Annotated in this window: 17 protein-coding genes, 3 pseudogenes and 1 riboswitch; of the genes and pseudogenes, 6 read left to right on the forward strand and 14 right to left on the reverse strand. The window is 70.7% G+C overall.

Annotated features, from left to right (window positions below):
* The first annotated feature begins 200 nt into the window (after positions 1-200).
* Complete coding sequence (locus ACFF45_RS27650; RefSeq protein ID WP_381349309.1) at positions 201-1,013, forward strand: PhzF family protein; 813 nt, start codon at positions 201-203, stop codon at positions 1,011-1,013.
* Between the two features lie 9 nt (positions 1,014-1,022).
* On the opposite strand, the gene ACFF45_RS27655 is transcribed toward ACFF45_RS27650, so the two are convergent.
* A complete protein-coding gene (locus ACFF45_RS27655; protein WP_381349325.1) occupies positions 1,023-1,820 on the reverse strand; it encodes a CPBP family intramembrane glutamic endopeptidase in 798 nt (265 codons plus the stop codon).
* Between the two features lie 217 nt (positions 1,821-2,037).
* On the reverse strand, positions 2,038-3,558 hold the full coding sequence (locus tag ACFF45_RS27660; RefSeq protein WP_381349311.1) for a glutamate-cysteine ligase family protein: 1,521 nt from the start codon (positions 3,556-3,558) through the stop codon (positions 2,038-2,040).
* 565 nt (positions 3,559-4,123) lie between these two features.
* Here ACFF45_RS27660 and ACFF45_RS27665 point away from each other — a divergent pair.
* Positions 4,124-4,717, forward strand: a complete 594-nt coding sequence (locus ACFF45_RS27665) for a hypothetical protein (protein ID WP_381349312.1) — start codon at positions 4,124-4,126, stop codon at positions 4,715-4,717.
* A gap of 483 nt (positions 4,718-5,200) precedes the next feature.
* Complete coding sequence (locus tag ACFF45_RS27670) at positions 5,201-5,407, forward strand: DUF5999 family protein (RefSeq protein ID WP_381349313.1); 207 nt, start codon at positions 5,201-5,203, stop codon at positions 5,405-5,407.
* 176 nt (positions 5,408-5,583) lie between these two features.
* Here the strand turns inward: ACFF45_RS27670 and ACFF45_RS27675 are convergent.
* Positions 5,584-5,853, reverse strand: a pseudogene (locus tag ACFF45_RS27675) (aminotransferase class III-fold pyridoxal phosphate-dependent enzyme); the annotation flags it as partial.
* Positions 5,854-5,911: 58 nt separating this feature from the next.
* Between ACFF45_RS27675 and ACFF45_RS27680 the strand changes: the two are divergent.
* Entirely contained in the window at positions 5,912-6,307 is a 396-nt protein-coding gene (locus ACFF45_RS27680) for a TOBE domain-containing protein (protein WP_381349314.1), read from the forward strand.
* A gap of 393 nt (positions 6,308-6,700) precedes the next feature.
* A pseudogene (locus ACFF45_RS27685) lies at positions 6,701-7,190 on the forward strand (molybdate ABC transporter permease subunit); the annotation flags it as partial.
* Positions 7,191-7,394: 204 nt separating this feature from the next.
* Here ACFF45_RS27685 and gcvP read toward each other — a convergent pair.
* A complete protein-coding gene (gcvP, locus tag ACFF45_RS27690) occupies positions 7,395-10,280 on the reverse strand; it encodes an aminomethyl-transferring glycine dehydrogenase (protein ID WP_381349315.1) in 2,886 nt (961 codons plus the stop codon).
* A 174-nt stretch (positions 10,281-10,454) separates the two neighbouring features.
* A riboswitch (glycine riboswitch) is annotated at positions 10,455-10,552 on the reverse strand.
* Between the two features lie 114 nt (positions 10,553-10,666).
* Here gcvP and ACFF45_RS27695 point away from each other — a divergent pair.
* Positions 10,667-11,038, forward strand: a complete 372-nt coding sequence (locus ACFF45_RS27695; RefSeq protein ID WP_381349316.1) for a PRC-barrel domain-containing protein — start codon at positions 10,667-10,669, stop codon at positions 11,036-11,038.
* Here ACFF45_RS27695 and ACFF45_RS27700 read toward each other — a convergent pair.
* The 10 genes and pseudogenes from ACFF45_RS27700 to clsA all read right to left on the reverse strand — a co-directional run bounded on the left by ACFF45_RS27700 (position 10,960) and on the right by clsA (position 21,665).
* Positions 10,960-12,398: pseudogene (locus ACFF45_RS27700) on the reverse strand (DNA polymerase IV). The gene ACFF45_RS27695 and the pseudogene ACFF45_RS27700 overlap by 79 nt on opposite strands.
* A gap of 84 nt (positions 12,399-12,482) precedes the next feature.
* Positions 12,483-13,166, reverse strand: a complete 684-nt coding sequence (locus ACFF45_RS27705; RefSeq protein WP_381349317.1) for a MerR family transcriptional regulator — start codon at positions 13,164-13,166, stop codon at positions 12,483-12,485.
* 263 nt (positions 13,167-13,429) lie between these two features.
* Positions 13,430-13,903 (reverse strand): bifunctional nuclease family protein, encoded by a 474-nt coding sequence (locus tag ACFF45_RS27710; protein ID WP_004002801.1) that lies wholly within the window; start codon positions 13,901-13,903, stop codon positions 13,430-13,432.
* A gap of 521 nt (positions 13,904-14,424) precedes the next feature.
* Positions 14,425-15,168, reverse strand: coding sequence for a transcriptional regulator FtsR (ftsR, locus tag ACFF45_RS27715; protein WP_381349318.1), 744 nt, complete (start codon positions 15,166-15,168; stop codon positions 14,425-14,427).
* 43 nt (positions 15,169-15,211) lie between these two features.
* On the reverse strand, positions 15,212-16,171 hold the full coding sequence (locus ACFF45_RS27720; RefSeq protein WP_381349320.1) for a zinc-ribbon and FHA domain-containing protein: 960 nt from the start codon (positions 16,169-16,171) through the stop codon (positions 15,212-15,214).
* Positions 16,172-16,232: 61 nt separating this feature from the next.
* Positions 16,233-17,090, reverse strand: coding sequence for a DUF881 domain-containing protein (locus tag ACFF45_RS27725; RefSeq protein WP_381349321.1), 858 nt, complete (start codon positions 17,088-17,090; stop codon positions 16,233-16,235).
* A 5-nt stretch (positions 17,091-17,095) separates the two neighbouring features.
* The gene (locus ACFF45_RS27730) at positions 17,096-17,428 is read right to left on the reverse strand and encodes a small basic family protein (protein ID WP_003988855.1); all 333 of its coding nucleotides are present in this window, start codon (positions 17,426-17,428) and stop codon (positions 17,096-17,098) included.
* A complete protein-coding gene (locus ACFF45_RS27735; RefSeq protein ID WP_381349322.1) occupies positions 17,425-18,342 on the reverse strand; it encodes a DUF881 domain-containing protein in 918 nt (305 codons plus the stop codon). The genes ACFF45_RS27730 and ACFF45_RS27735 overlap by 4 nt, the downstream gene beginning before the upstream one ends.
* A 107-nt stretch (positions 18,343-18,449) precedes the next feature.
* Positions 18,450-20,945 carry a sugar phosphate nucleotidyltransferase gene (locus ACFF45_RS27740; protein ID WP_381349323.1) on the reverse strand — a complete coding sequence of 832 codons (2,496 nt, stop codon included), beginning with the start codon at positions 20,943-20,945 and terminating at the stop codon, positions 18,450-18,452.
* Positions 20,946-21,056: 111 nt separating this feature from the next.
* Complete coding sequence (gene clsA, locus ACFF45_RS27745) at positions 21,057-21,665, reverse strand: cardiolipin synthase ClsA (RefSeq protein ID WP_218518710.1); 609 nt, start codon at positions 21,663-21,665, stop codon at positions 21,057-21,059.
* Positions 21,666-21,828: the final 163 nt, after the last annotated feature.

A 21,828-nucleotide genomic window follows, 5' to 3' on the forward strand; every position in this document is an offset into this window, starting at 1 on the left:
CGACCAGCGTCGAAACGCGCAGCCGGGTGAGCGGGCCTGGCGCAGTCGGCGCGGCGCGGCCTGCTGAGCAGCCGCTCTCGCTTCTCATCGAGGCGCGGACGACGGACTTCGTTGAGACAGGACACCCGTCGCCAGAAACGAGCCAGTGATCACGAATTGGCCTTGGTCTGCGGCTTCGCGGGGCTCTTACCGTCATGACCATGCAGATGCGAATCGTCGACGCCTTCACCGACCGCCCCTTCGCCGGCAACCCGGCCGGCGTCCTGCTCCTCGACGCCTTCCCCGACGCCGACTGGATGCAGAACGTGGCCCTGGAGCTCAACCACCCCGAGACGGCGTTCTCCCACCCGCTGCCCGAGGGTGGCGAGGCCGACTGGGCGCTGCGCTGGTTCACCCCGGCGACCGAGGTGCCGATGTGCGGTCACGCAACGCTGGCCACCGCGCACGTCCTGCACACGACGGGCGCCCACCAGGGCCCGGTGCGGTTCGCCACGCGCAGCGGCGTCCTGGTGGCGACACCCCGCGAGGACGGCTCGATCACTCTGGACTTCCCCACCGCCCCGCTCACCCCGGTCGACCTCCCCGGGGGACTCGCCGAGGCGCTGGGCGCGCAGCCGCTGGCCGCCTTCGACACCGGCCCGAACGTCGGTGACCTGCTGGTGGAGCTCGCCGACGAGCGGACCGTCCACGCCCTGCGCCCCGACCACAGGGCCATCGGCGCGCACTCGACGCGCGGCGTCATCGCCACTGCCCGCGCCGAGAACCCCGCCCTCGGCTACGACTACGTATCCCGGTGCTTCTTCCCGAACCTCGGCATCGACGAGGACCCGGTGACCGGCAGCGCCCACACGGCGCTCGCCCCGTTCTGGTCCGGGCGCCTCGGCCGCGCCGAACTGACCGGCCTGCAGGCCTCGGCCCGCTCCGGCCGCGTCCGCACGGAGCTGCGCGGCGAGCGCACACTGCTCGGCGGCCGGGCGGTGACGGTGATCGAGGGCGAACTGCTCGCCTACTAGGGTCTGTCCTCAGGCGGTGGGCAGCCAGTCCACCTTGCCGGCCAGCAGCGCGTACCCGACGAACGCCCCGATGTCGAGCAGCGCGTGCGCGACCACCAGGGGGCCGACGCGACCCCAGCGCCGGTACAGGAGGACGAAGACGACGCCCATCACCATGTTGCCGACGAAGCCGCCGATGCCCTGGTAGAGGTGGTACGAGCCGCGCAGCACGGAGCTGGCCGCCAGGGCGGCGCCGGGCGTCCAGCCCAGCCGGCCGAGCCGGCGCAGCAGGTAACCGACGACGATGACCTCTTCGACGATCGAGTTCTGCAACGCCGAAAGGATCAGCACCGGGAACTTCCACCACACGTCGGGCAAGGCCTCGGGGACGACCGTGAGGTTGAAACCGAGGCCGCGTGCGGCGAGGTAGAAGGCGATCCCGGTGCTGCCGATCACCGCGGCGACGACGGCTCCGCGCCCCAGGTCGGGCCAGGGGCGGGTGCGGTCGAGACCCAGGGTGCGCAGGCTCTGCCCCTCACGCAGCAGGAAGTGCGCGACCAGGGCGACGGGGACCAGCGCGGTGGCGATCCCGAACAGCTGCCAGGCAAGGTCGAGCCAGGGGCGGCCGGGAGCGGCGGAGGCGTTGAGGGTGGCGGCCTGGTCCTTCAGGCCGCCGGGCCTGGTGACGGACCCGACGAAACTGATGACCGCGGACACGGCGCTGGCACCGAGCGAGACGCCGAGCACGAGCAAGGTCTCGTCCCGCAGCACCCGCCGCGACGGCCGCTCCACCGCGTCTCCCGCCCGTGACCCCACCGCACCCTGCACGCCCGCCTCCAGCCGAGTAGTCCAGTGCACCTCTTCGCCTCAACCGCGAAGATCCCACCGGACAGCCTCGCAGACGCCCCCGCACCCCGACGCCCGGCCCCACCTCACCGCCCCGCGCCCGGGCCCGGGCCCGGGCCCGATGAGCGAAGCCGCCGCCGGGCGGCAGAGCTCCCGGCACCCCGCTACAACGCCCAACCGCGCGGCTCCCGGCACCCCGCTACCCGCCCAACCGCAGAGCCTCCGGCACCCCCACCGGCCAGGCGTGCACCGGATCGCCCTGGCGCATCAGCTCCGCGTAGCGCCGCGTCGTCGCGGCCAGCGCGGCCTCCCGGGACAGGCCGCTGTCCAGGGCCCGGTGGAACGTCGCCACCTGCCAGGACGCTCCGTTCACCCGGCGCCGGCAGCGCTCGTCGATCACACCGAGGTAGAAGTCGCGGTCGGCCGGTTCGACGCCCCACGCGTCCAGCCCGGCCGCGGCGAGCGGCAGCAGTTCGTCCCGGACCAGGCCGACCGCGTCGACCTCGGCCGTACCGCCGTACCGCCCCCGCCGCGGCCAGGTGAAGCGCGCCTCGACGCCGTACCGGCACGCGGCGTCGAAGTTGGCCGCGGCGGCCTCGAAGGGCAGCCGGGTCCACACCGGCCGGGAGTCCTCGGCCAGGGCGCGCACCAGCCCGTAGTAGAAGGCCGCGTTGGCGACGACGTCGGTGATGGTCGGCCCGGCGGGCAGCACCCGGTTCTCCACCCGCAGATGCGGTACGCCGTCGGCGACGTCGTACACGGGCCGGTTCCAGCGGTACACCGTGCCGTTGTGCAGCACCAGCTCGGCGAGCTTCGGGACGCCACCGGCGTCGATCACGGCCAGCGGGTCCTCGTCGTCGCAGATCGGCAGGAGCGCGGGGTAGTAACGCAGGTTTTCCTCGAAGAGGTCGTACGCCGAGCTGATCCAGCGCTCCCCGAACCAGGTGCGCGGCCTGACCCCCTGCGCCTGGAGCTCGGGCGGGCGGGTGTCGGTCGACTGCTGGAACAGCGGCGGCCGGGACTCGCGCCACAGCTCCCGGCCGAACAGGAACGGCGAGTTCGCCCCCACGGCGATCTGCGCGGCGGCCGCCGCCTGCGCGGCGTTCCACACATCCGCGAACCGCCCCGGCGTGACCTGGAGGTGCAGCTGCACGGAGGTGCAGGCGGCCTCCGGCGCTATCGACTTCGACGTGCACGTCAGATGCTCGACTCCGTCGATGTCGAGCGTGAAGTCCTCGCCCCGCGCGGCCACGATCTGCTCGTTGAGCAGCACGTAGCGGTCCACGTCGGACAGGTTGGAGGAAACGAGGTCGTCCCGTTCGAGGGTCGGCAGAATACCGATCATCACGATTCCGGCGTCCACCTCACCCGCTTTCCGGTGGGCATATGCCAGAGACGTACGGAGTTCCTCCGCGAGCCGGTCGAATACCCGCCCACCCAGCCGATGGGGGGTGATGTTCACTTCCAGGTTGAACATGGCGAGTTCTGTTTGGAAATCTCGGCTGGCGATCCTTTCGAGGACCTCCCCATTGAGCATTTTGGGCATGCCGTCGGCACCGGCGAGATTCAGCTCGATCTCCAGCCCCATGAGGTTCTTCGGCCGATCGAACCGCTTCTCCTCCAGCAACCGCTCCAGTCCCCGCAGGCACTGCTGGAGCTTCGTGCGGTAGCGCTGCCGATCGGACAGGTCGAACGCGCCTGCCACGACCTTCTCCCCCATCGAAGTCCCTCCTCGGTGGGCGGCCGAGAGATCCGGCCGCCGGTGTCCGGGTCAGGGTGGATAATGCCCAGCCCGAGCGATCCGTAACTCCCCCGGCGATCTCCCACAGCCGCTACTCTGGTCACTTGCACCAAGGAAGACCAGCGGCACATTCACCGGGCATGAGGCAGCGCGCATTTTCCGCCGCCGGAGACCTCGTGAAAAACGCCGACGAGAATTGGCCGACCGCGGCACGGGCATTTTCCGAGGTCATCGAGGTGTCCCCCCTTCGGAATCAGGATGTTCTCCCACGTATCGCCGACTGAATGAACTCTTGTGCGAGTGCCCGGAGACGGTTAGACGAAACACTGGCTGAACAAATGTCGTATAAACTCGGTCGACAGGGCAGAAGGCTGGCACCCATGGTCGGAGGAAACTGCCGTCGCGATCACGCCCGGCAGGCCTCACACTCACACCATCGCTCGCAGACCCCGGCCCCGCCTCTCTGTCCTTCCCTGAGCTGACAGCGCTGTCTGCCCACGCCCCCCTCGCGTCACCCTGCCTGTCGAACGAGAGGCGACCCACCATGCCGCTGCATGTCCCTCCGGCTCCCGCGCCCGCACTCCGCTCCGTCCTCGCGGCCCTCGATTCCCCCACCGCGGTCCGCGAGGCCCGTACCCCCGCCCTGCGCAGCGCCCAGGGCGCCGTGACGCCCGAGCTGCCGCTGCCGGTCCACGCACTGGACCGGATCACGGCCCAGGGCGAGCCGGTGACCCGGCTGACCGGCTGGCGTTTCCTGATCCGCTCCGGCGACCACGTGGTGGCCGCGGCGGAGACGATGCTGACGCCGGACGGCTGGGCCTTCTCGCACTTCTTCGAAGGGCCGTACATCGTCTCGACCGAGCGCGCGCTGCGTCAGGCCGAGACGCTCACCCAGTCGTACCAACCGCGCCTGCTGTCCGTACCGGGCCTGTACATGCTCACGCTCTGGCTGCACGGCGACTGCACCTCGGACGGCACCGCGGGCCATCCCGCGGCGGCCGACCTGCTCGTCCCGCTGGCTCCCGCCCCGCCCGGCATCGCGGCCAACCGCCCGCACCAGGTCGCCGACCTGCTCCCGGTACTGACCCTCCGGGTGCCGCCGGCCCCGCCCACCCCCTTGCTCGGCTCACCCGCCTGACGGCCGAGCCGGACGTCACGCGGCGAACTCCGTCCCTCGTGCCCCGTCACCGGAATTCCGGTGACGGGGTGCGCTGCCGTTTCCGACGTTTTTCCTGTTTCCGCTGGTACGCCGCCGTCCTTCCGGAGTGAAATTCCGCTCCGAAGAGCGCTTTTCCACTCACCCGAGCACAATGCTCGCTCACAAGAGTGCACATTCGCTCGGACGAGCCGGAACCGCTTTCCGGTCCATCCGGACTAGCCTCATCCGGCTACCCCGAACCACCCGAAGGGACAGTGCAGTTGGGCTGAACCGTCCGCCCGGGTGACGCGTCCCAACCTGTGAAGAGGCGGTGCACCGAAATCCCTGCGGAACGACGCCCGCGGGGCAACACTGGGTCCGACCGACTTATCACAACGGGGGGCGGCCATGAACGACGCTTCACGCCGCGGGACAGACACCACGGCAGTCCCAGCCGACACGACAGAGCGAAAGATCCCTTCCATGTGCCAGCACCAGCCACCGTGCCCGACCGCCGACTCCGCCGACCGGGAATCCGCCCGTCTCGTGGCGCACCACCCGGAGCAGGGCTGGAGCCTGCTGTGCAACGGTGTCCTGTTCTTCGAGGACACCGGTGAGCTCCTGCCGGACGGCCAGATCATCGCCCCGCACCGGCTGCCGGCCGGCAGTCCCGTGATGACCGCGGCCTGATCATCTGAGAGGGCGGACCCTGGTCGTCCGCCCCCGCTCGGGGCGCGCAGTCGGACCAGTCGAACGCCGCGTGGCTTTTCGGTGACGTACATGCCGATCACCCACCCGGTGAAACCGCCGGCCACCTCGGCGGACGGACAGCGCCCGTCCAGTCCGGCCAGTCCGGTCCCATCCGACCGCAGCACCCCGAGCACCTCGCGGCGGGCGACGACCGCCGACACCGGCACGATGCCCCCGCCGAGCGCCTTGCCCAGCAGCAGCACGTCGGGGACGACGCCCTCGTGGTCCACGGCGAGCGTGCGGCCCGTGCGGCCCAGGCCCGACTGGATCTCGTCCGCGACGAACAGGCACCCCGCGCGCCGGGTCACCTCCCGCACGCCCGCCAGATAGCCGTCGTCCGGGACGATCACGCCCGCCTCGCCCTGGACCGGCTCGATCAGCACCGCCGGCCGAGAGGGCCGGCCCCGGGTCCGCCATGTCCGGTTGCCCCCTATCGTGACCGGCATGCACTCCTACACGATCGGCCAGGCCGCACGACTGCTCGGCGTGAGTCCCGACACCGCACGCCGCTGGGCGGACGCGGGCCGGGTGGCCACCCACCGCGACGAGAGCGGGCGGCGGCTCATCGACGGCCGGGACCTGGCCGCGTTCTCGGTGGAACTCGCCCGGGCGGGGGGCGGCGAGGAGGAGACGCCGTACACCTCGGCCCGCAACGCCTTCCCCGGCATCGTGACCGCGATCAAGCTCGGCGATGTCGCCGCCCAGGTCGAGATCCAGGCCGGCCCGCACCGCCTGGTCTCCCTCCTGACCCGCGAGGCCGTCGAGGAACTGGGCCTGGAGGTCGGCATGGAGGCCACGGCCCGCGTGAAGTCGACAAACGTACACATCGACCGAACTTGACGCTACGGCACCCACCACTCGCCCATCTCGCGCATACGATCATCCACGCGCCTGTTGCCTCGCGCATGCGATGACACAGCGGACTTCCACTTGGCATCTGCGTCAGCCTGATCGACGCAGGGGAAGGGCCCGGACGGCCGTTCTCCAGTGGAGCCGGACGCCGCCTCGTCGTGCGGGCCGGACGGCCGCCTCGCCGTGGAGACCGGACGGCCGCCTCGCGGAGGCCGGCGGGGCGGTTCGGCCGCCTCTCTCCGGAAGGCCGGCCGACCACCTCCCCGCCAGGCCGCCGTCCGGTCCTTCCCAAGTCGAAGGAGGCCGACGCCGCCGTCGTCCACCAGAACGACGTGCGCTCCGCCGGTGGCGAGGCGGAGGGTGAGAAGCTCCCCTGGCCGGCCGGTGGTCGGCGGTGTCGCGCTGCTCCTGGCGTTCGGCCGCAACGGGATGATCGGGCGGTGGCTGGACGCGTGGTTCGGCGTCACCGTGCCGTTCACCACGGCGGGCGTCGTGATCGCGGAGACGTTCGTGGCGATGCCGTTCCTCGTCATCGGCGTCGAGGGCCGCTGCGCGCCGCCGGCCCCCGCTACGAGGAGGCGGCGACCACCTTGGGCGCCTCCCGCTGCACCGCGTTCCGCCGCGTCGCCCTCCCGCTGATCGCGCCCTGCATCGCCGCGGGCTCGGTCCTGGCCTGGGCCGCGCGCTCGGCGAGTCCGGCGCCTCGATCACCTTCGCCGGCATCTTCCCCGGCCGCACCCGGGCCATGCCCCTGGCGGGCTACCTGGCCCCGCGGAACGACCCGGCGGCCGCGATTAACCTCAGCCTGGTCCTGCTCACGGTCTCGATCCCGGTCCTGGCAGGCCTGCGGGACCGCTGGTCGACCGCGTCGGACGCCATGGTCCTGGCCGACCGCCTGATCGTCATCGAGCACGGCGACGTCGTCCAGGAGGGCACCCCCGTCCGGGCCGCGTTTCTCAGGCCGCCCAGACCCACGCCTGCCCGGCCTGAGAACGCGGCGAGGGCCCCCGAGGGAGCCCTCGCCGACCTCATCGACCTCGCCGACCCGCGTCGGCCCGACGCGGGTCGCCGCCGCTCAGTCCTCGTAGGCGTCCAGCGGCGGGCAGGAGCACACCAGGTTACGGTCACCGAACGCCTGGTCGATCCGACGCACCGGCGGCCAGTACTTGTCGGCGACCGACACCCCGTCCGGGAAGGCGGCCTCGTCCCGCGCGTACGCGTGCTCCCACGCACCGGCCAGGGCTCCGGCGGTGTGCGGAGCGTTCCGCAGCGGGTTGTCGTCGGCCGGCCACTCCCCCGAGCCGACCTTCTCGATCTCCGCCCGAATCGCGATCATCGCCTCGCAGAACCGATCGAGTTCGGTCAGGTCCTCGGACTCGGTCGGCTCGATCATCAGCGTTCCGGCGACCGGGAACGACATCGTCGGCGCGTGGAACCCGTAGTCGATCAGCCGCTTGGCCACGTCGTCGACGCTCACCCCGGTCGCCTTGGTCAGCGGCCGCAGATCGATGATGCACTCGTGCGCCACCAGTCCGCCCGGACCGGTGTAGAGCACGGGGTAGTGCGGCTCCAGCCGCTTGGCGACGTAGTTGGCGCTCAGCACGGCCACCTGCGTGGCCCGCTTCAGTCCCTCGCCGCCCATGAGCCGGACGTAGGCCCACGAGATCGGCAGGATGCCCGCCGACCCCCACGGCGCGGCCGAGATCGGCCCGACCCCGGTCTCCGGCCCGGCCTCGGGCTGCAGGGGGTGGTTCGGCAGGTGCGGCGCCAGGTGCGACCGTACGGCCACCGGGCCGACGCCCGGGCCACCGCCGCCGTGCGGGATGCAGAACGTCTTGTGCAGGTTGAGGTGGGACACGTCGCCGCCGAAGTGGCCCGGCTTGGCGAGCCCCACGAGCGCGTTGAGGTTGGCGCCGTCGACGTACACCTGCCCGCCGGCGTCGTGCACCTGCGCGCAGATTTCGGCGACGTGCTCCTCGAACACGCCGTGCGTGGACGGGTACGTGATCATCAGCACCGACAGCTCGTCGCGGTACTGGTCGATCTTCGCCCGCAGGTCCTCGACGTCGATCTCGCCGTCCTCGGCGGTCTTCACCACGACGACCTTCATGCCGGCCATGACGGCGCTCGCGGCGTTCGTGCCGTGCGCGGACGACGGGATCAGGCACACGGTCCGCTGCTCGTCGCCGTTGGCGCGGTGGTACCCGCGCACCGCGAGCAGTCCGGCCAGCTCGCCCTGCGATCCCGCGTTGGGCTGCAACGAGACCTTGTCGTACCCGGTGACCTCGGCGAGCCGGTCCTCCAGCTCACGGATGAGCGTCAGGTACCCCTGGGCCTGCTCGGCGGGCGCGAACGGGTGCAGCTGCCCGAACTCCGGCCAGGTGACCGGCTCCATCTCGGTGGTCGCGTTGAGCTTCATGGTGCAGGAGCCCAGCGGGATCATGCCGCGGTCGAGCGCGTAGTCCCGGTCGGCGAGCCGGCGCAGGTAGCGCAGCATCGCGGTCTCGGAGCGGTGCTGGTGGAAGACCGGGTGGGTCAGGTAGTCGTCAGTGCGCAGCAGCCCGCCCGGCAGCACGTCCTCCGTGACGGCGTCCAGGGCCTCGATGTCCCCGTCGACGCCGAACGCGGCCCACACGACGGTCAGATCGGCCCGCCTGGTGGTCTCGTCGCAAGCCATCGAGACGTGGTCGGCGTCCACCAGCCGCAGGTTGACCCCGCTCGCGCGCGCGGCGGCGACGACGTCGGCCGCCCGCCCCGGCACCCGCGCGGTGACGGTGTCGAAATACGCGCCGGTGACGAGCTCGACGCCGCCGTCGCGCAGGCCCGCGGCGAGGACCGCCGCGTACCGGTGCGTGCGCAGCGCGATGCCCTTCAGCCCTTCGGGGCCGTGGTAGACGGCGTACATGCCGGCCATCACGGCGAGCAGCACCTGCGCGGTGCAGATGTTGCTGGTCGCCTTCTCCCGCCGGATGTGCTGTTCACGCGTCTGAAGTGCCAGCCGGTAGGCCTTGTTCCCGTCGGCGTCGACGGAGACGCCCACGAGCCGCCCGGGCAGGCTCCGTGCGAACTTCTCCCGCACCGCCAGGTAACCGGCGTGCGGCCCGCCGAAGCCCATGGGCACACCGAACCGCTGCGTGGTGCCGACCGCGATGTCGGCGCCCAGCTCGCCCGGCGACTTCAGCAGCGTCAGCGCCAGCAGGTCGGCGGCGACGGTGACGAGCGCGCCCAGCTCGTGCGCCTGGTCGATGACCGGCTTGATGTCGCGTACGGCTCCGGAGGCGCCCGGGTACTGGATCAGCACGCCGTTGATCTCCCGCCCGGCGACCTCGGCGGGGATGCCCCGGCGGAGGTCGGCGACGACGACCTCGACGCCGGTCGGCTCGGCGCGGGTCTCGATCACGGCGATGGTCTGCGGCAGCGCGTCCGCGTCGACCAGGAACAGGCCCTTCTTGTTCTTGCCCGTGCGCCGGGACAACGCCATCGCCTCGGCGGCGGCGGTGCCCTCGTCGAGCAGTGAGGCACCGGAGGTCGGCAGCCCGGTCAGGTCGGCGACCACGGTCTGGAAGTTCAGCAGCGCCTCCAGCCGGCCCTGCGAGATCTCCGGCTGGTACGGGGTGTACGCCGTGTACCAGGCCGGGTTCTCCATGACGTTGCGCAGGATGACGGGCGGGGTGAACGTCCCGTAGTACCCCAGGCCGATCATGGAGCTCAGGACCTGGTTGCGGTCGGCGAGCGAGCGCAGCTCGCGCACCACCTCGGCCTCGGTGCGGGCGCCCGGCAGGTCCAGGGCGTCGGCGTTCTTGATCACATCCGGGACCGCGGCGGCGGTGAGCTCGTCGAGCGAGCCGTAGCCGACCTGCGCGAGCATCTTGGCCCGCGCCTCCTGATCGGGCCCGATGTGGCGCTGCTCGAAGGGGATGCCCTGTTCGAGTTCGGAGAGCGGAATGCGCTGGGCGGTCATTGCGGAGGCCTCCTGGTCTGACGCGACCTTCGAGGGACACCACGGCACGGGTGCCCCGACGGCCTCCCCCTCTGTCATCTCGACCTGAGAGCTTCACCGGCCGTCCGGGGACGTCCGGCTTGCACCGTCGGTGAGAGCGGAAGCCGTGACACCCGCCCTGCTTTCCAGAGTGACCTCGTCCGTGCGGTACGTGGGCCTGAGAGATTCCGGGGAGGATTTGCTCCTTCGGCGCCTCCGGTGGTCTCGCCGGAGGACTCTCCCGCACGGGGTCAGCAGCCGTTTGCCAGACTACCAGCGAGGTCAACGCCCGGGCGTTCGAGTGGCCGCCTCCCGCAATGTGCTCTTTTGTTGTGCCTACGGATGAGTTGCGAGCAAGTGGAGGGCCCGTGCAGACCGACATCGATCCGCGCAACCTGATCGGCCGCAAGGCATTCGACCGCAACGGCACCAGGATCGGCACCATCGACGAGGTCTACCTCGACGACGCGACCGGTGTCCCGGAGTGGGCCGCGATAAGGACCGGCCTGTTCAGCAGGGACGCCTTCGTCCCGCTGGAGCCCAGCGAGCTGGTCGACGGCAGCCTGCACGTCCCCTTCGACCGGGCCCTGATCAAGGACGCCCCCGACTTCGGCGTGGGCCGGCACCTCTCCCCCGAACAGGAACTCCAGCTCTACCACCACTACGGCCTGGACGTGGCCGCGCCCCCCGCGTTCCCGGACCGCGACTTCGGCAAGCTGGCGGGTTCGGAGGAGACGTGACCCCGAGGGCTCAGCCCTGCGGCTCGGGTCTTCGCGCCACCAGCGGCAAGGGCTCCGCCGGCTCCAGCGCGGGATCGTCGACCCGGAAGGTCCGCACCCGCCCGGGCCCGGAGCCGGGTGTCTCGAACCGCACGGTCACCCTCCCCAGTCCACTGCCCTGCACCCACCCGTGCCCGTACCCGGCGTGCCGCACGTCGTGCCCGGCGGCCCATCGCCGCTCCGCCGGCTCGGGCTCCTCCCGCACCGGCTCGTCCGCCGGGGCGTCCTCCTCCCCCCCGCCCCGCTCCCCCGCCGCCTGCGCGAACAGATCCTCCTGCGTGTAGTCGGCCAGACCGCTGACCCCCACCCCCAGCAACCGCACACCCCCTGTGGTGTCCACGGAGTCCAGCAGCCGCGCCGCGGCCTCCCGCACCACCGCCGGATCGTCCGTGGGCCCCCGCAGCGTCTCGGACCGGGTCAGCGTCGAGAAGTCGTACCGCCGCACCTTCAGGACGATCGTCCGCCCCGACAGCCCGGCCCCGCGCAGCCGACGTACGCACCGGTCCGCGAGCCGCTGCACCTCCAGCCCGACCCGCGTGCGGTCGTGGATGTCCACGTCGTACGTGTCCTCGACCGACACCGACTTCGCCTCCCGCTCGGCGACCACCGGCCGGTCGTCGCGGGCCAGCGCCATGGCGTACAGCGCCTGCCCGTGCGCCTTCCCCAGCAGCCGCACCAGCTCGTCCTCGCCGGCCTCGGCGATCTCCCCGACCGTGGTGATCCCGGCCCGCCTCAGGTGGTCGCCCGTCGCGGGCCCCACGCCCGGCAACGTCCTTACCGGCATCGGACCGAGCAGCGCCCGTTCGGTGCCGGGTTCGATGAGCACCAGGCCGTCCGGTTTGGCCTGCTCGGAGGCGATCTTGGCGAGCATCTTCGAGGCGGCGAGCCCCACGGAACCGGTCAGGCCCGTGACGGCCCGGATGTCGGCCCTCAGCCTGACGCCCGCCAGCCGCGCCGACTCCCGGTCCCAGGCCGCCTCACCGGCCTCCAGGTCCACGAACGCCTCGTCCAGGCTCAGCGGCTCCACGAGCGGCGACAGCGCCCGCAGCAGGCCCATCACCTGGTCGCTGATCGTCCGGTAGAACCCGAAGCGCGGCACGAGGTACGCCGCGTTCGGCGCGAGCCGGCGCGCCTGGGCCATGGGCATCGCCGAGTGCACCCCGAACACCCGGGCCTCGTACGAGCAGGTCGCCACCACCCCGCGCGGCCCGAGCCCGCCCACGATCACGGCCTTTCCGCGCAGGCTCGGCTTGGACGCCTGCTCCACCGAGGCGAAGAAGGCGTCCATGTCGAGATGCAGGATCGTGGGCGCGGTTCTCACCTGTCCGATGCTGCCTCACGCCACTGACAACGCCCGCCGCGGCCCGACGACCGAACGGCCCCGGCGGCTGCTGTACGGAAGGCCTCAGACGGCCCGGTTGCGCCGCCGGGCCAGCTCGTCCGCGGGATTGTGCCCGACAAGCGTCTCACCGGTGTCGACGCGCTCCCCGTGGAGCTGCGACAGCGCGCCCTCCACGTCCCGCCACACCACCCCCACGGCGATCCCGAAGATGCCCTGCCCGCCTTGGAGCAGCGCGTGCACCTCGTCGGGCGAGGTGCACTCGTAGACCGTGGCACCGTCGCTCATCAGCGTCATCCGCTCCAGGTCCCGGAAGCCGCGCTCCCTGAGGTGCTGGACGGCGGTGCGGATGTTCTGCAGCGACACCCCGGTGTCCAGGAACCGCTTGACGATCTTCAGGACGACGACGTCCCGGAAGCTGTACAGACGCTGCGTCCCGGACCCGTACGCGGGCCGGACGCTCGGCTCGACGAGCCCGGTGCGGGCCCAGTAGTCCAGTTGCCGGTAGGTGATGCCGGCGGCCGCGCAGGCCGTCGGACCGCGGTAGCCGATCTCCTCGGACGCCATGGGCGCCGCCCCTCCGCCGCCGGGAACGGCCGTAGGTCGCTGCGGAGCGTGATCGCCCGCCCTGCCGTGCGGGGCGCACCCAGCGCTCGGGCGGAGCCGAGAGCTCGGGGGAGGGAACGGACCGCTTTCCCCGAAACCGCGTCCGGGGGCACCCCCAGCCGTACCGTCGCCGCTGCTTCTCACGCCGACCTCCGTCCTTGACCTGCCTTCTCGACGGTAGGCAGTCACCAAGGGCGCGTCAACGATCGCCACACTCGGCACGCCGAGTGATAATCACCCTAAGAGTGGTTTCCCGCACCCCGCTGCGGGGAAAGGCTAGCCGAATGCTCTGGCGGGAAGCCGTAGGACGCTCGTACTCGCCACCGGCACGTGCCGGAGCCGCAGACCGGCCACCCGGCACGCCCCGGCCCGTGGCGGACCGTACGTCCACCCGGGCCGGTCACCTCTCACTGGCTGCTGGTGCCGAAGTCCTCGGGGGAGATCTGGTCGAGGAACTCCCGGAACTTCTCCACCTCGTCCTCCTGCTCGTCGGGGATCGCGATACCGGCGTCGTCCAGCACCCCGTCACTGCCGTAGATCGGCGTTCCGGTGCGCAGGGCAAGCGCTATGGCATCGGACGGGCGGGCGCTCACCTCGACGCCGCTGGCGAAGACCAGCTCGGCGTAGAAGACGCCTTCACGCAGGTCCGTGATGCGTACTTCGGTGAGCTCCTGGCCGACGGCCTCCAGCACGTCCTTGAACAGGTCGTGGGTCAGCGGTCGCGCGGGGGCCATGCCCTGCTGGGCGAAGGCGATCGCCGTCGCCTCCCCCGGCCCGATCCAGATGGGGAGGTAGCGATCGCCTCCCACTTCGCGCAGGAGCACGATCGGTTGGTTGGAGGGCATTTCGACCCGGACACCTACGACATCGAGCTCGTTCACACAGCAACCCTAGGCCGTGCCCGGGACGTTTGGGTAGTCGGGCCACGATCGGCCCCGGGGATCCGGCCGCCCCGCGCCCGGGAGCAGGGCGGCGGGCCGGGACGCCGACCACCTGCGAACGCGGACCGGCCCCCGTACGCCGACGGCATCACGGCCTCGTGGAAACCGACAGCTTTCCGCCGGCTTTCCGTCCAGGCGCCCCTGGAGCCGCCACGGAGCTCCCCGTGGCCCGGATCCCGCGCAGTCCCCCACATCGGCGCGCCGAGCGCTCCGAGCCGGACCGAAGACCTGTGCGAGGCTCTGCGCAGAACCCTGCGCGAGGCGCTGCGGCACAAGCCTCGCCCGAAAGCCCGCCGCGCACTTGCCTCGCCCGAAAGCCCGCCGGCCGGCACACCGTCCGGCCGCCCGCTGACGCCCAGCCCGCACCCGGCACCCCAGCCCGCTCAGCGACCTCGGGAGACGCCGCACCCGTGCCTCGCATACGGGCCGACCGCCTACCTCGGCGGCGACAGCCCCGCCCCTCAGGGCAACCGCACCCCGAGCGCACTTCGCACCAGCGCCGCGTGCAGCTTCACGGTGAGCCCCGCCAGCTCCTTCGCCCGGGCCTCGGCGTGTGCCCTGGTCTGCGGATTCCGGTGCCGCTTCAGCGGGGCCACCACCTGGTCCACGAGCCCCGCCTCACGATCGGCCGCCGCTTTCATCGCCCGCAGGTGCCGCGGCTCGATCCCGAACCGCCCCAGCTCGACGACGAGCGACGCCACCGTGACGGCCTCCGCGTCGTAGACCCCGTCCCCCACCGGCGTGACCAGCCCGTACGACTCCCACTCGGCGAGCTCCTGCTCCCCGATCCCGGCCGCCGCCAGCAGGTCCGCCCGCCCGATCCGCGCCACCGTCGGCCCGTCCGGCTCCTCGGCGTCGGACACGGCCTCGCCGTCACGCTGTCGGCCCAGCGTCGGCAGCCGCACCGGCTCCCCGCGCTCCATCGCTTCGAGGTGCTCCCGGATCACCTTGAGCGGCAGGTAGTGGTCCCGCTGCATCCGCAGCACATGCCCGAGCCGCTCCACGTCCCCCGCGCTGAACTTCCGGTACCCCGAGGGCGTCCGCTGCGGCTCGATCAGCCCCTCCGACTCCAGAAAACGGATCTTGGAGATCGTGACCTCGGGGAACTCCGCGCGCAGCACGTTCAACACCGTGCCGATACTCATCAGCCCGCTGTCCGTGGCGGCGGCACCGTACCCGGCGCCGCCGCTCGGTGTGTGACGCATGGACCTTCCCTCGGTGTCCCTCCGGACGGATCCCGGAGGAGGGTCAGATGCCCTGCCGGCTCGCGTAGAAGACCAGCCGGTACTTGCCGATCTGCACCTCGTCACCGTTCGACAGGGCGACCTGGTCGATCCGCTCGCGGTTGACGTAGGTGCCGTTCAGGCTGCCGACGTCGGCCACCGTGAACGACCCGTCCGCGCCGCGCCGGAACTCCACGTGGCGGCGCGAGACCGTCACGTCGTCCAGGAAGATGTCGCTCTGCGGGTGACGCCCGGCCGTGGTCAGGTCGCTGTCCAGGAGGAAGCGGCTGCCCGAGTTCGGCCCCCGGCGCACCACCAGCAACGCCGACCCCAGCGGCAGCGCGTCCACCGCGGCCTGCGCCTCCGGGGAGAGCGTCGGCATCATCGTCTGACCGGTGGCCTCGGCGTCGTACGCCTCCAGGCCGCTGATGGAGATGGTCGAGGTGGTCTCCGACGGACGCTCGGCCGCCGCCCCCGCCCGCAGCGGAGCACCGCAATGGGAACAGAAGCGACTGCTCTCCGCGTTGCGGTTGCCGCACCTCGTACAAACCAGGGCCGACATGGACGGATCCTCCTGCCGCGGCTGCCCCGCAGGGGCGTGGGACGCGTACGGGTCGGCGGAAAACCCTCCACCCGCACTTGAGGTTGACGGTTGCCCGAAACCTATGCCTCCGGCCTGGGCAGGGTCAACCGACGGCGCGCCCTGACCACCGGAAATGTCACCACCCGGACCAGCGACCTGGTCCCGGAACAGCGGACGCTGGCCCTCCGCGTCAGGCTGTGCGCGATGACGAGCGGTCGCGTTGCCGCTGCCCTCTCGCGCGCTCTTGCCGAACAACTTCGCAAACAACTTCACGGGCGATTCCCCTTGACCGAAACAGACCCGCCCGTGGGGCAGGACGAACCCTGATTGCACACTCTGGCCGACCCGGACATCCTCACAACGTCCGTCTCCACCGGACAGTTTCCACCACGCACCACCCATTCGGTGCGTCGACCCCCCGCAACGTCATGCCCTCCCCGGACGTCCGCCATGCACCCTCGGTTCACTGGGAGGACGACCGAGCGTAGTCAGGTCGCTCTGCCGCTCGCAAGGCGTCCACGACGATCTCGTCCGACCGCTCGACAGTCACTGTGGCCTGCTCCTTCTCCAGTGTCTGCACCACGCCTCCCGGGATGTTGAGCGCCGGCTCCAGGTCTTGCGGCTTGCCGATGACCTGGAAACGAAAGGGAGCGTTGATCTTGTTCCCGTCGACGCTCACACTTTCCCCGGAGTCCGTCAGATATGTGCTCGCGACGACCCGCACACCGTTCACCTGGATCGCCTCCGCGCCGGCCGCGCGCAGTTCCTGGATCGCGTCGAGCAGCATGTCCGCCTCGACCGTCCCCTTCGTGTCGTCGATGGTCATCGTGATGCCGGGCCCCTGCGCCGCCACCGTGCCCGCCAGCACACCGAGTTGCCGTTCCTTCTCGATCGTCTGCCGCCGGGCCTCCTCGGCCTGGTTCGAGCTGTTCTCCAGCTCTTCGCGCTGCTTCTCGAGACCCTGCTTCTCATCCTCAAGACGCTGAGTACGGTCGTCCAGTTCATCGAGGATCCGCACAAGATCCTCCTGCCGGGCGCCGCGCAGGGCGCTGTCCCCGTCGCTGTTCGAGGCGACCTGCACGGCCAGGCCGAATCCGAGCCCGAACAGCAGCAGGGCGACGATGAGTTGCGCGCGGGTGACCCGCGGCGGCCACAGCCCGTTGACGAGCCGCTGCCGCCCGGTGATCTCCCGCCGGGCCCCTTCTTCGGCGCCCTGGGAGCCGCTCACCGTCTCCGCACCGGGCGCGGCGTCGACGGCCACCTCGTCGGGCAGCTCCTTGCGCAGCCGGTTCACGCCCGTCGTCTGGTCCTGGTCTCTCATCGGCCTCACGCCCGGAAGACGTGCCGGCGGATCGCCGCGGCGTTGGAGAAGATCCGGATACCGAGCACGACCACGACACCGGTGGACAGCTGGGCGCCCACGCCCAACTTGTCACCCAGGAACACGATCAGCGCGGCGACCACGACGTTCGACAGGAACGACACCACGAAGACCTTGTCGTCGAAGATGCCGTCGAGCATGGCCCGCAGCCCTCCGAAGACGGCGTCCAGGGCCGCCACCACGGCGATCGGCAGATACGGCTCGACGACCGCCGGAACCTCGGGCCGGACCAACAGGCCGGCCACGACTCCCACGACGAGGCCCAGTACGGCGATCACGATGTGCCTTTCTCGGTTGCCTGCTGTGCTGACTCGGATATCGGCCGCGCTGTGCGCACGATCACACTCGGCGCGGCCGCCAGCCGGAGCTCGCCCTCCACGGAGATGCTCGTGCGGATGCCGAAGTTCTCCTGCAGCGCATGCAGATACAGCCCGTCCGCGCTGTTCTGGAACTTCGAGCTCAGCCCCTCGCCGTCGCCCACCGCGAGCACCGTGTACGGCGGCACCAGCGGCCTGTTGTCGACCAGTATCGCGTCACCCGCGGCCCTGATCGCCGACAGCGCCGTCAGCCGCTGCCCGTTGATCGAGACGGCCTCGGCGCCCGACTCCCACAGGCCGTTCACCACGCGCTGCATGTCCCGGTCGCGCACCCGACCGGTGTCGGAGAAGCCGGTCGTTCCGCGCGGGTCGCTGTCCCCGCCCGCGGTGGCTTCCTCGGCGTCGTTGACGACCAACTTCACCCCGGGTCCGTGCACTTCCGAGGCGCCGGACAGGATACCGACCAGGTCCGTCTGGTCACTGCCGCCACTGTCTCTGAGCGCCTCCCGCTGCCGGGCGCTCACGTCGTCCCGCAGCTCGTCGACGGTGCTCTCCAGCTCGTCCGCCGCAGCGGTCTCCCGGTCGATCCGGTCGATGAGCTCCTCGCGCTCCTTCGCCACGACCGGCGCCGCCACCCGCGCCTGCGCCGCGCCCACGGTCACCACCGACGCCGCGAGCACCAGGCCGGCGGCGAGGCCGAGCTTCGCCCGGAGCGTCTTGGGCAGGCCCCCGGCCCCCGCGGCCTGTTTCCGGGCCGCCGCCTCGGCATAGCCGTCGTCCAGGCTGTGGTCCATGACGTTGGTGAGCAGCGACATGGACGCGTCCGGACGCGGGGGGCGTGCGGCCGTGCTCCGAACGGGGGGCTGCTGCGGCATGCCGCACATCGTCGCACGTCGGGGCCGTCACCTCCGAATGGCCCCACCGGCGTGCCGGACAGGCCCCCCTTGGGGACACTTGTCCGGCACGCGCGCGTGCTGCTGTTTTACCGGCCGGCGCTGTCCACGACCGCCGACCACTCGTCGAGCAGGGCCTGCGCGGAGGCGTCGTCCGGACCCTCCGCCCACAGGTGGGTGACCGCCTCCGCCGGGTCGGGCAGAACCATCACCCAGCGACCGTCTGCCTCGACCACGCGCACACCGTCCGTGGTGTCCACGTCGCGATTTCCGGCCGCCTCGACGACTCGCCGCATCACCAGCCCCTTGACCGCCCACGGGGTCGCCAGATCCCGCTTGAGGACATGCGCACGCGGGATGCGCGCGTCGATCTGGCTCAGCGTGAGCTGCGTCCGCGCCACCAGCCCGATCAGCCGTACGAAGGCCGCCGTGCCGTCGAAGACACTGCTGAACTCCGGGACGATGAAGCCGCCCTTGCCGTCCCCGCCGAAGATCGTCGACTCGTCCCGGCCGACCCGGGTGAGATCGTCCGGCGACGTGGTCGTCCACTCGACCTGGGTGCCGTGGTACGCCGCCACCTGCTCGGCGATCCGCGTGGTGGTCACCGGCAGCGCGACCCGGCCGCTGCGGCGCTCCGCCGCCACCAGGTCGAGCATCACGAGCAGCGCCCGGTCGTCCTCGACGATCCGGCCCTTCTCGTCCACCAGCGACAGCCGCTCGCCGACAGGATCGAACCGGACCCCGAACGCGGCCCGCGCGGACGCCACGATCTCGCCCAGCCGCACCAGCCCCGACCGCCGGGCGTCCGCCGACTCCGTCGGCCTGGACTCGTCCAGACCTGGGTTGATCGTCAGCGAGTCCACGCCCAGCTTGCCGAGCAGGCTGGGCAGCACCAGCCCCGCGCTTCCGTTCGACGCGTCGACGACGACCTTCAGTCCCGACTCGGCGATCCCAGTGGTGTCGACATTGCGCAGCAGCGACCCGGTGTACGAGTCGAAGACGCTGGACGGGAAGTGCAGGTCCCCGATCTCCCCGGGGAACGCCCGCCGGTACTCCTGGCGTGCGAACACCCGGTCCAGCTTCCGCTGACTCGCCTGTGACAGATCGGCACCCTGCTCGTCGAAGAACATGATGTCCACGGAGTCCGGTACCCCGGGCGTGGTCCGGATCATGATCCCGCCCGCACTGCCCCGAGCGGTCTGCTGACGCGCGACCGGCAGCGGTACGTTCTCCAGGTCGCGTACGTCGATGGCACTGGCCTGCAGCGCGGAGATCACCGCCCGCTTCAGCGCGCGGGCACCACGGGAGTGGTCACGGGCCGTCGTGACGGTGGAGCCCTTCTTCAACGTCGTCGCGTAGGCGCCGGCCAGCCGCACGGCCAGCTCCGGCGTGATCTCGACGTTCAGGATGCCGGAGACCCCACGGGCCCCGAAGAGGTGGGCCTGCCCACGCGACTCCCAGATCACCGACGTGTTGACGAAGGCGCCGGCCTCGATCGTCTTGAACGGGTAGACCCGCACATTTCCCTGCACGATCGATTCTTCACCGATCAGGCACTCGTCACCGATGACGGCGCCGTCCTCGATCCGCGCCGCGCGCATGATGTCGGTGTTCTTCCCGACGACACAGCCGCGCAGATTGCTGTGCTGCCCGACGTACACGTTGTCGTGCACGACGGCCTTGTGCAGGAACGCCCCGCTCTTGACGACGACGTTCGAGCCGACGACGGTGTGCTCCCTGATTTCCGCGCCGGCCTCGACCTTCGCGTAGTCACCGATGTACAGCGGCCCGCGCAGCTCCGCGTCGGGATGTACTTCGGCGCCTTCGGCCACCCACACACCGGGCGAGATCTCAAAGCCGTCGATCTCGACGTCGACCTTGCCCTCCAGCACGTCGGCCTGCGCCTTCACGTAGCTCTCGTGCGTGCCGACGTCCTCCCAGTAGCCCTCGGCGACATAGCCGTAGATCGGCTTGCCCTCCTTCATGAGCTGCGGGAAGACATCACCGGACCAGTCGACGGGCACGTCGGCCTCGACGTAGTCGAAGACCTCGGGCTCCATGACGTAGATACCGGTGTTCACGGTGTCCGAGAAGACCTGGCCCCACGTCGGCTTCTCCAGGAAGCGTTCGACCTTGCCCTCTTCGTCGACGATCGTGATGCCGAATTCCAAGGGGTTCGGAACACGGGTCAGACAGACGGTGACCAGCGCGCCCTTTTCCTTGTGGAAGTTGATCAGTTCGGTGAGGTCGAAGTCGGTCAGGGCATCACCGGAGATGACGAGGAACGTGTCGTCCTTCAACGCCTCTTCAGCGTTCTTGACACTTCCGGCGGTACCGAGAGGCTTCTCCTCGTTGGCATAGGTGAGCTCCATACCGAGCTCCTCGCCGTCACCGAAGTAGTTCTTGACCAGTGAGGCAAGGAACTGGACCGTTACGACGGTCTCATTGAGCCCATGCCTTTTGAGCAGCCGCAGAACATGCTCCATGATCGGCCGGTTGGCCACCGGCAGGAGCGGCTTGGGCATGCTAGAGGTCATGGGACGAAGGCGCGTGCCTTCGCCACCGGCCATCACGACGGCCTTCATGTCGGAAGCGTCCTCCTCGAAGAGACGGTCTAGCCGACTTCACCCGTCCGAATTGTCCCGCACTTTTCCCTGGCGGGCCATCGCACCCCTACGGCCGCGCATTCGGCGAGCTCAATCGGCCATGGCGTCGGCCCGAACCAGACGGCGGACCTGCACCACGTAGAGGACTCCTGCCCACCAATAGAGGGTTGTACCCCATCCGGCGAACGCCCATCCGAAAATCGCAGCCAGTGACGAGATCCATCCGCTTCCGTCACTGAGCAGGAGCAACGGGAAGGCATACATCAGGTTGAAGGTGGCGGCCTTCCCGAGGAAGTTCACCTGCGGCGGCGGATAGCCGTGCCGCCTGAGGATGCCCACCATGACCAGCAGGACCAGTTCCCGCGCCAGCAGTACGGCCGTCAACCAGATGGGCAGGATCTCGCGCCAGGTGAGCCCCACCAGGGTCGAGAGAATGTACAGCCGGTCCGCGGCCGGATCCAGCAGCCGGCCCAGGCTGCTGATCTGGTTCCAGCGTCGGGCGAGTTTGCCGTCCAGGTAGTCACTGATCCCGCTCAGAGCCAGTACCAGCAGCGCCCAGCCATCACTCTTCGGTCCCCCGAACTCGGGCCTGAGAATCAGCCACAGGAAGAGGGGTACGCCGACGAGCCGAGCCATGCTCAGGATGTTCGGGATGGTGAGGACCCGGTCCGTCTGGACGCGGGTCTCCTGGACCTCCAACCGGGGCCTCCTGTCGAGAACGAGTCAACGATGCTCCCCGACCCTACCTCAACGCAAAAAAGCTCCGGCTCCTGGGCGGTATGCCCAAGAGCCAGAGCTTTAGAAGAAGTTCGGCGGTGTCCTACTCTCCCACAGGGTCCCCCCTGCAGTACCATCGGCGCTG

Source organism: Streptomyces cinereospinus (assembly GCF_042430725.1).
Lineage (GTDB): Bacteria > Actinomycetota > Actinomycetes > Streptomycetales > Streptomycetaceae > Streptomyces > Streptomyces cinereospinus.

Coding starts and splice junctions, on each gene's coding strand:
- ACFF45_RS27650 (WP_381349309.1), top strand. CDS start 201: ATGCAGATGCGAATCGTCGACGCCTTCACCGACCGCCCCTTCGCCGGC.
- ACFF45_RS27660 (WP_381349311.1), bottom strand. CDS start 3,558: ATGGGGGAGAAGGTCGTGGCAGGCGCGTTCGACCTGTCCGATCGGCAG.
- ACFF45_RS27665 (WP_381349312.1), top strand. CDS start 4,124: ATGCCGCTGCATGTCCCTCCGGCTCCCGCGCCCGCACTCCGCTCCGTC.
- ACFF45_RS27670 (WP_381349313.1), top strand. CDS start 5,201: ATGTGCCAGCACCAGCCACCGTGCCCGACCGCCGACTCCGCCGACCGG.
- ACFF45_RS27680 (WP_381349314.1), top strand. CDS start 5,912: ATGCACTCCTACACGATCGGCCAGGCCGCACGACTGCTCGGCGTGAGT.
- gcvP (WP_381349315.1), bottom strand. CDS start 10,280: ATGACCGCCCAGCGCATTCCGCTCTCCGAACTCGAACAGGGCATCCCC.
- ftsR (WP_381349318.1), bottom strand. CDS start 15,168: ATGCGTCACACACCGAGCGGCGGCGCCGGGTACGGTGCCGCCGCCACG.
- ACFF45_RS27720 (WP_381349320.1), bottom strand. CDS start 16,171: ATGGGTGGTGCGTGGTGGAAACTGTCCGGTGGAGACGGACGTTGTGAG.
- ACFF45_RS27725 (WP_381349321.1), bottom strand. CDS start 17,090: ATGAGAGACCAGGACCAGACGACGGGCGTGAACCGGCTGCGCAAGGAG.
- ACFF45_RS27735 (WP_381349322.1), bottom strand. CDS start 18,342: ATGCCGCAGCAGCCCCCCGTTCGGAGCACGGCCGCACGCCCCCCGCGT.
- ACFF45_RS27740 (WP_381349323.1), bottom strand. CDS start 20,945: ATGAAGGCCGTCGTGATGGCCGGTGGCGAAGGCACGCGCCTTCGTCCC.